General features: G+C 69.5%; 7 protein-coding genes and 1 pseudogene. 4 read left to right on the top strand and 4 right to left on the bottom strand.

The window, feature by feature from the left end; all coding sequences use genetic code 11:
* Window positions 1-137: 137 nt before the first annotated feature.
* On the bottom strand, window positions 138-623 hold the full coding sequence (locus tag ACIQV3_RS15735; protein ID WP_403712952.1) for a ribose-5-phosphate isomerase: 486 nt from the start codon (window positions 621-623) through the stop codon (window positions 138-140).
* A gap of 220 nt (window positions 624-843) precedes the next feature.
* Between ACIQV3_RS15735 and ACIQV3_RS15730 the strand changes: the two genes are divergently transcribed.
* Window positions 844-2307 (top strand): amino acid permease, encoded by a 1464-nt coding sequence (locus ACIQV3_RS15730; RefSeq protein WP_403712951.1) that lies wholly within the window; start codon window positions 844-846, stop codon window positions 2305-2307.
* Window positions 2308-2404: 97 nt separating this feature from the next.
* Here the strand turns inward: ACIQV3_RS15730 and ACIQV3_RS15725 are convergent, their stop codons facing one another.
* Window positions 2405-2986 carry a biotin transporter BioY gene (locus ACIQV3_RS15725; RefSeq protein WP_403712950.1) on the bottom strand — a complete coding sequence of 194 codons (582 nt, stop codon included), beginning with the start codon at window positions 2984-2986 and terminating at the stop codon, window positions 2405-2407.
* A 284-nt stretch (window positions 2987-3270) separates the two neighbouring features.
* On the opposite strand from ACIQV3_RS15725, the gene ACIQV3_RS15720 reads away from it, so the two are divergent.
* From ACIQV3_RS15720 to ACIQV3_RS15710, 3 genes and pseudogenes are all read left to right on the top strand, one after another.
* Window positions 3271-4668, top strand: a complete 1398-nt coding sequence (locus ACIQV3_RS15720) for an amino acid permease (RefSeq protein WP_403712949.1) — start codon at window positions 3271-3273, stop codon at window positions 4666-4668.
* A 499-nt stretch (window positions 4669-5167) separates the two neighbouring features.
* Window positions 5168-6162: pseudogene (locus ACIQV3_RS15715) on the top strand (amino acid permease); the annotation flags it as partial.
* A 97-nt stretch (window positions 6163-6259) separates the two neighbouring features.
* Window positions 6260-6916 (top strand): superoxide dismutase, encoded by a 657-nt coding sequence (locus tag ACIQV3_RS15710; protein ID WP_403712948.1) that lies wholly within the window; start codon window positions 6260-6262, stop codon window positions 6914-6916.
* Window positions 6917-6955: 39 nt separating this feature from the next.
* Here the strand turns inward: ACIQV3_RS15710 and ACIQV3_RS15705 are convergent, their stop codons facing one another.
* Window positions 6956-7675 carry a hypothetical protein gene (locus ACIQV3_RS15705; RefSeq protein WP_403712947.1) on the bottom strand — a complete coding sequence of 240 codons (720 nt, stop codon included), beginning with the start codon at window positions 7673-7675 and terminating at the stop codon, window positions 6956-6958.
* A 95-nt stretch (window positions 7676-7770) separates the two neighbouring features.
* Window positions 7771-8418, bottom strand: coding sequence for a DsbA family protein (locus ACIQV3_RS15700; RefSeq protein WP_403712946.1), 648 nt, complete (start codon window positions 8416-8418; stop codon window positions 7771-7773).
* Window positions 8419-8504 lie beyond the last annotated feature (86 nt).

Here is an 8504-nt window from a genome sequence, read left to right as displayed (position 1 = left end):
GGGGGTGGTTTTTTTTTCCCGGGGGGGGGGGGGCCAACCGGTGTTTCCCTACCCCTGGTTTTTTCCGTAAAATAAAAACGAGCAAAACAAAAACCCGGGCCGGGGCGCCCCGGGGGGCGCCGCGGCCGGAAGCGGGATCAGCCCTGCGGGTGGTGCGCCGGGATCGGGGGGAGCTCGCCGGTGATCTCGTAGGCGGAGAGCATGTCGATCCGGCGGGTGTGGCGCTCCTCGTCGGAGTACGGCGTCTTCAGGAACGCGTCGATGAAGCTGACGACCTCGTCCTGGGTGTGCATGCGGCCGCCGACGGAGATGACGTTGGCGTTGTTGTGCTCGCGGCCGAGCTCGGCGGTCTGGACGCTCCACGCGAGGATGGCGCGGATGCCCTTGACCTTGTTCGCGGCGATCTGCTCGCCGTTGCCGGAGCCGCCGATCACGATGCCGAGGCTGCCGGCGTCCGCGGCCGTCTTCTCCGCGGCGCGGAGGCAGAACGGCGGGTAGTCGTCCACCGCGTCGTAGATGTGGGGCCCGCAGTCGACGGGCTCGTGGCCGTTGTTCTTGAGCCAGTCCACCAGGTGGTTCTTGAGCTCAAAGCCGGCATGGTCGGATCCGAGGTACACGCGCATGGTCCGAGTGTGGCACGAGCCGGGCCGGGGACCCGCCGCGGGGTGTCGCGTAAGTCACTTCTAAAGCTCAAGTAAACCCAAAGAACGCAGATGGGACACCGCGGGACCAAGGTCCTGGACGTTCGTCCCGAGGCAACGATCCGGATTGGGGTCTTCCGCCCTGCGTTCATCTCAGGTTTGAATGCCGGGGCTCGCCACCCGAGAACCTAAGGATCCGTTCATGAGCTCCACGACGACCCTTCAGAAGGAAGGCTCCCCCACCGGCGATCCCGGTGAAGGCCAGCCCTCCGACGGCCTGAAGGCCGGTCTCAAGAACCGCCACCTGTCCATGATCGCCATCGGCGGCGTCATCGGCGCCGGGCTCTTCGTCGGCTCCGGCGGCGGTATCGCCAAGACCGGCCCCGCCATCCTGCTGTCCTACGCGCTGGTCGGCGCGATGGTCGTCTTCGTCATGCGGATGCTGGGCGAGATGGCGGCCGCCAGCCCGAACTCCGGCTCCTTCTCCGCCTACGCCGACCGGGCGCTGGGCCGCTGGGCCGGCTTCTCCATCGGCTGGCTGTACTGGTTCTTCTGGGTCGTCGTCTTGGCCGTGGAGGCCACCGCCGGCGCCGTCATCCTCGAGAGCTGGGTCCCGGCCGTCCCGCAGTGGGCCTGGGCGCTGATCGTGATGGCCGTGCTGACGGTCACCAACCTCGGCTCGGTCGCCTCGTACGGCGAGTTCGAGTTCTGGTTCGCGGGCATCAAGGTGGTCGCCATCGGCGGCTTCGTGATCGTCGGCATGCTGGCCGTCTTCGGCGTGCTGCCGGGCTCGGACAACCCGGGTGCGGGCTTCGCCCACCTCACCGACACGGGCGGCTTCATGCCGAACGGCTGGGGCTCGGTCCTCACCGGTGTGCTGATGGTCGTCTTCTCCTTCATGGGCAGCGAGATCGTCACGCTGGCCGCCGGCGAGTCCGAGGACCCGCGGCGCGCGGTCACCAAGGCCACCAACTCGGTGATCTGGCGCATCGGCGTCTTCTACCTGGGCTCGATCTTCATCGTGCTGACCCTGCTGCCGTGGAACGACAAGTCGATCACCGAGAAGGGCTCGTACGTCGCCGCCCTGGACTCGATCGGCATCGCGCACGCCGGCCAGATCATGAACGTGATCGTCCTGACGGCCGTCCTGTCCTGCCTGAACTCGGGCCTGTACACCGCCTCCCGCATGGCCTTCTCGCTGGGCGAGCGCGGTGACGCCCCGAAGTCCTTCGCCAAGGTGAACAAGAGGGGCGTGCCGCTGGCCGCGATCCTCGGTTCGGTCGTCTTCGGCTTCGCCGCCGTCTACTTCAACTACGCCTTCAAGGACACGGTCTTCAGCTTCCTGCTGAACGCCTCGGGCGCGATCGCGCTGTTCGTGTGGCTGGTGATCTGCCTGACCCAGCTGCGGATGCGCGGGATCCTCATGCGCGAGGCCCCCGAGAAGGTCACGGTGAAGATGTGGTTCTTCCCGTACCTGACCTGGGCCACCGCCGCGATGATCACCTTCGTGCTCGGCTACATGGTCTACGACAAGGACAACCGAGAGACCGTCCTGCTGTCGCTGCTGGTCGCGGCCGTGGTGATCGCGATCGGCGTCGTACGGGACCTGCGCCGCAAGGCCGCCCTGAAGGCCTCCGCCTCCGCCTCCAACTCCGCCTCCGTCTAGTCGCTCCGGAAGCGACGGCAGCCCCGGACCGCGCAGTGCGGTCCGGGGCTGCCGTGCGAAACGGGTCGAGCGCGGGGAGTACGGGAAGTACGGGCGCTCACGCGCGGCCGAGCAGCTTCCAGGCGGCCGGCAGCAGGCCCATCGCCAGCGCAGCCTTGAGCGCGTCGCCGATCAGGAAGGGCGTCAGCCCGGCCGCGACGGCCGCGCCGAAGGACATCCCGGTGGACAGGGCGAGGTACGGCACGCCGACGGCGTAGATCAGCGCGGAGCCCAGCACCATCGTGCCCGCCGTACGCAGGACCGAGCGGTCGGCGCCGCGCCGGGCGAGGGCGCCCACGACGGTGGCGGCGAGCAGCATGCCGAGCACGTAGCCGAAGGAGGCGCCGCCGGCGCCGGAGCTGCCGCCCGCGAACCACGGCACGCCGGCCATGCCGACGAGGGCGTAGAGGGCCAGCGCGAGGAAGCCGCGGCGGGCCCCGAAGGCGGTCCCGACGAGGAGGGCCGCGAAGGTCTGGCCGGTGACGGGGACCGGGGAGCCGGGGACGGGCACGGCGATCTGCGCGGCCAGACCGGTGAGCGCGGCTCCGCCGGCCACGAGCGCGATGTCGCGGACGCGGCTCGCGGGCAGCAGGTCGGCGAGGACGGCGCCGGGTCGGAAGGAGACGGAAGCAGTGCTCATCGGGGACTCCGCAGGGGGTGGGGGCGGCAGGGACGATCACCGACGTTAGTCCCGGGCCCCGGCTCCCATCAGGGTGGCCCGGGACAAAGCCGTACTCCCCGGTTTGGTGGGGAGTGCACAAAGACCCCGCTCAACGCCCGAGTTGGAGTGATCCGCATCACGGGCAATGACGGCTGACACGTCCGTTTTGCGCGGATGGGCGCTCTCCGGAGAGACTGTAGGGTCCCTCCAACTGTCGCGGAGCCCCCACCGCCGCCAGGCCTTAGAGAGTACGAGCACCCCTCATGCGCGACCTCCCGTCCGCCCCTCCCGGCACCACGGACGAGCTCCCCCCGGAGCCCCTGAGCCACAGCCTCAAACAGCGCCACCTGACCATGCTGGGCCTCGGCGGCGTGATCGGTGCCGGACTGTTCGTCGGCTCCGGCACCGGCATCACCATCGCCGGTCCCGCGATCATCTGCTCGTACCTCCTCGCGGGCATCCTCGCGATGCTGGTGATGCGGGCGCTCGGCGAGATGTCGGCGGCGATGCCCGCCTCCGGCTCCTTCTCCGTCTACGCGGAGAAGGCGCTCGGCCGCTGGGCGGGCTTCTCGGCCGGCTGGCTGTACTGGTTCCTGCTGGTCGTGGTGCTCGCCGTGGAAGCGACCGCCGCGGCGAAGATCGCGAACGGCTGGCTGCCCTCGGTGGACCAGTGGGTCTGGGTGCTCGTGTTCATGGTGGTCTTCACCCTGAGCAACCTGGCCGCCGTGCGGAACTTCGGCGAGTTCGAGTTCTGGTTCGCGGCCCTGAAGGTCGGCGCGATCGTGCTGTTCCTGATCCTCGGCACGCTGGCCGTCTTCGGCCTGCTGCCCGACACGGATCCGATCGGCATGGCCAACCTGACCGGCCAGGGCGGCTTCTTCCCCAACGGCGCGAGCGGCGTGGTCGCCGGCATGCTGGCCGTCGTCTTCGCCTTCGGCGGCTTGGAGGTCGTCACCATCGCGGCCGCCGAGTCGGACGACCCGGCCCGCTCGGTGTCCCGCGCGGTGCGCAGCGCCGTGTGGCGCATCCTCTTCTTCTACGTCGGCTCGATGCTGGTCATCGTGACCCTGCTGCCGTGGGACTCGCTGACGCCGGGCCAGAGCCCGTACGTGGCCGTCCTGGACTCGATCGGCATCGCGCACGCGGGCCAGATCATGGACGTCGTGATCTTCGTGGCCCTGCTGTCGGCGCTCAACGCCAACCTCTACGGGTCCTCGCGCATGGTGTTCTCGCTGGCCGAGCGGGGCGAGGCGCCCACGTCCCTGCTGAAGGTGTCGGGCAGCGGGGTGCCGCGCCGGGCGGTCGTCGCGTCGGTGGCCTTCGGCTTCTTCTCGGTCGTGCTGAACCTGCTGTGGCCGGACACGATCTTCCTCTACATGCTCAACGCGGTCGGCGCGGTGCTGATCTTCGTGTGGGCCCTGATCGCGATCTCGCAGCTGAAGCTGCGCAAGAAGATCGAGCGGGACATGCCGGAGCGGCTGACGCTGCCGATGTGGCTGTTCCCGTACGCGACGTGGGCGGCGCTGATCGGGATGGCCACGGTGCTGGTCCTGATGCTGTTCGACGATTCGGCGCGGCCGCAGCTGCTGTGGTCCACCGGGGCCGCGGCCGCGGTGCTGGTGGTGGCGTGGGGGCGGGAGGTTCGGGCCAAGCGGTCCTGACCCCCTGGCGCATGCGGAACGGGCCCGGGACTCACGTCCCGGGCCCGTTCCGTTTTGCGGGTGCCCGACTGAATGTTCTGAAAACTACTGCGCGCCTGTAAGCGATCGGGCCGCGCACATCACGGTCGTACTGGTACCCGGACACCGTTCCTGATCAGCGAGCAGGAGCAAGCCCTGGCTCACCGGCACGTCCCGAACGGTCTTGGACGCACTGGTCATCCGCTTTCGCGTCCTGGGCGGCGACGCATATCCCGTATGCGGTCCGTTCCAGGCGGGCGGAATCCCTCATGACCTGGCCATGTGAATGCGGCCAGAGGCGACGGGGAGGCCCCGGACCATCTCTCTGGTGGAGCGGGGGCCCCGCACGCTGGCACCGCACCCGGCGTCCCAGATCACACGAGCAATCTACGCGTCCCCGACCAACAGATGCACGGGTCACCAGACAGTTCACCCGATCGTGTTATCGCAGCCCCTGTGCCGCACGGGCCGGCAGTTGCCCCCCTCATGGATGTGGGTGCGGGTCTTCATGGCGATGTTCTGCGGCTCCAACCTGGCCGCCGTCTCCAACTCGGCGAGTTCGAGTTCTGGTTCGCCGCCCTGAAGATCGGCGCGATCGGCCTCTTCCTGGGCCTGGGCGTGCTGGCCGTCCTGGGCGTGCTGCCCGGTACCGGCTCCCCCGGCACCGCCAACCTGCTGCACGACGGCGGCTTCCTGCCCAATGGCGTGGACGGGCTGCTGGTCGGCCTGCTCGCCTCCGTGGTCGCGTACGGCGGTCTGGAGACGGTGACCATCGCGGCCGCCGAGTCCGACAACCCGGTCCGGGGCGTCGCCAAGGCCGTGAAGACCACCATGTGGCGGATCGCGGTCGTCTACGTCAGCTCGATGCTGGTCATCGTCACGCTGCTGCCGTGGAACGACCCGGCGGTCACCACCGCGGGCCCGTACGCGGCCACCCTGGACCACCTGGGCATCCCGCACGCCGGCCAGGTCATGAACGTGGTCATCCTGATCGCCCTGCTGTCCGCGATGAACGCGAACATCTACGGCTCCTCCCGCATGGCCTACTCCCTGGTCTCCCGCGGCCAGGGCCCGAAGGCGCTGGGCAAGGTCTCCGGCCGGGTGCCGCGCCGGGCGGTGCTCGCCTCCTCCGGCTTCGGCTTCGTCACCGCCGGCCACACGGACACCCTCTTCGCCTGGCTGCCGAACATGGTCGGCGGCGTCATCCTCGTCGTCTGGGGCTTCATCGCCGTCTCGCAGTTCGTGCTGCGGCGCCGGACGGAGCGCGAGGCCCCCGAGAAGCTGGTCGTGAAGATGTGGGGCTTCCCCTATCTGACCTGGGTCGCGCTGGCCGAACTCGTCGGGGGCCTGGTCCTGATGGCCATGGGCGACGACACCCGCATCCAGCTCGTCTTCACCGGCGGCCTGACCGTGGCCCTGGCCGCCACCGGCTACCTCATCCAGCGCCTTCGGCGTTCCGGAGGTCGCGACAAGTGAGGTGACCCTTATGGGGATCGAGGAATAGATACTGCTAGCGTGCAGTTGCGCATTGGTTGCAATAAGCAGTTGGCACGCCGAGGGGACCGGTACACGCATGGCCACTTACACGCTTCCTGAGCTTCCTTACGACTACGCGGCTCTCGAGCCCGTGATCAACCCGCAGATCATCGAGCTGCACCACGACAAGCACCACGCGGCCTACGTCACGGGCGCCAACAACACGCTGGAGCAGCTGGAGGAGGCGCGCGACAAGGAGAACTGGGGCGCGCTGAACGGTCTGGAGAAGAACCTCGCGTTCCACCTCTCCGGGCACATCCTGCACAGCATCTACTGGCACAACATGGCCAGCCCGAAGACCGGCGAGGGCGGCGGCGAGCCCACCGCGGCCGAGGGCCTGGGCGACCTGGCCGACGCGATCACCGAGTCCTTCGGCTCCTTCGCGAAGTTCAAGAAGCAGCTGACCTTCGCGTCCTCCGCGACCCAGGGCTCCGGCTGGGGCGTGCTCGCGTACGAGCCCGTCAGCGGCCGCCTGCTCGTCGAGCAGATCTACGACCACCAGGGCAACGTCGGCGTGGCCAGCACCCCGGTCCTCGTGTTCGACGCCTGGGAGCACGCCTTCTACCTTCAGTACAAGAACCAGAAGGTGGACTTCATCGAGGCCATGTGGAACGTCGTCAACTGGCAGGACGTGGCCAAGCGCTACGCCGACGCCAAGGCGAACACCCCGCTGCTGATCCCCGCCAAGGGCTGATCAGCGCCAGCGAAGCCCGTCCGCCTCGTGATCGTCTTCTCAACCTTCACTTGCGGGCGTGTCCACCAGAAGGCCCCCGCGAGGACGTGACTCGCGGGGGCCTTCTGCGTCCGCCCGGGCGTCCGCTTGGGCGTCCACCAGGCCGTCCACCTCGCCGATCACCGTGAACTCCCGCGCCAGCCCGGTCTCGTGGAGCCGCGCGAACGGGGTGAAGGGGACGCCGAACTCCGACTCCCCGCGGTCGAAGTTCCAGCTCTTGTACACCTGGAAGCGGTAGTCGCTCACCACGGAGCCGTCCTCGTGGACCCGTACCGTGCCGCTGATCCGGTACTGGGCCCCGCGCAGCGCCAGCCACCAGTCCGCGCTGCCTCCCTCGCGGGCGCGCCGGGTGATCAGGACCCCGCGCCAGCCGCTGTCCGCCGCGTACGCGCCGGGCTCGCCGAGCGCCCGCGCGGCCCGGCGCCACTCGGCCAGGCGCCGGTCCACGTCATCCCGTACGGCGGGCACGGCGAGCAGGGCCCGCGCGTCGACCCGGTACGGGCGGCCCGTGCCCCGGAGGTAGTGGCGCAGGGTGCCGGCGGCCTGGCGGACCCCGAGGGCCGTCCACAGCGGGGGCACCGCGACGCAAGCTGCCCGCAGCACCCGGTCTCGGGGGCGTGCGGGCAGGCTGGCGTGCGCGGCGTTGTCGTTCGGTATCGCGGGCTCCGCCCGGCCGCCGCTGCGGCCGAGCGGTTCCTCCCGTGTCGGGCTATTCCCCATAGGGGGACGTTAAGGGAGGAACCGGACCCCGGCGAGTCGGGCCGGACCGGCGGGCGAGCGGGCGGGCGGGCGGCCGGGCGGCCGGGCCGCACGGACTAGTCGAAGATCGGGCCCTGCGTGCGGGTGCGCTTGATCTCGTAGAAGCCGGGGGTGGAGGCGACAAGCAGGATGCCGTCCCAGAGGCGGGCGGCGGCCTCGCCGCGCGGGGCGGGGGTGACGACCGGGCCGAAGAAGGCGACCTCTTCGCCGTCGGCGCCCGGCACGGAGATGACCGGGGTGCCGACCTCCTGGCCGACGCGGTTGATGCCGTCGTTGTGGGAGTCGCGCAGGACCTCGTCGTACTCGTCGGAGTCCGCGTAGTGGATCAGCTCGGCGGGCAGGCCCACCTCGTCCAGGGCCTCGGCGATCGCCTCGCGGGTCGCGCCCGTCGCCTGGTTGTGGAAGCGGGTGCCGAGAGCGGTGTAGAGCTTGCCGGTGACCTCGTCGCCGAACTTCTGCTGGGCGGCGACGACCACGCGCACGGGGGCCCAGCCCTTGGGGCCGAGCAGTTCGCGGTAGCGCTCGGGCAGTTCGTCGATCTTGTTCTCGTTCAGGACCGCGAGGCTCATCACGTGCCAGCGGACCTCCACGTCACGGACCTTCTCGACCTCCAGCATCCAGCGGGACGTCATCCAGGCCCAGGGGCAGAGCGGGTCGAACCAGAAGTCGACAGCGGTCTTCTCGCGCACCTGGGTATCAGCCATGTCTCTCCTCAGATCGGAACGTTCCACCCTGCCCAACGGCTCCGACCGCACACGCATTCCCCCGTGGGAGGATTCTGTCAGGTATC

Source organism: Streptomyces sp. NPDC099050 (assembly GCF_044759865.1).
In the GTDB taxonomy this organism is placed as follows: domain Bacteria; phylum Actinomycetota; class Actinomycetes; order Streptomycetales; family Streptomycetaceae; genus Streptomyces.
This window is presented reverse-complemented; position numbering and strand designations above follow the sequence as displayed.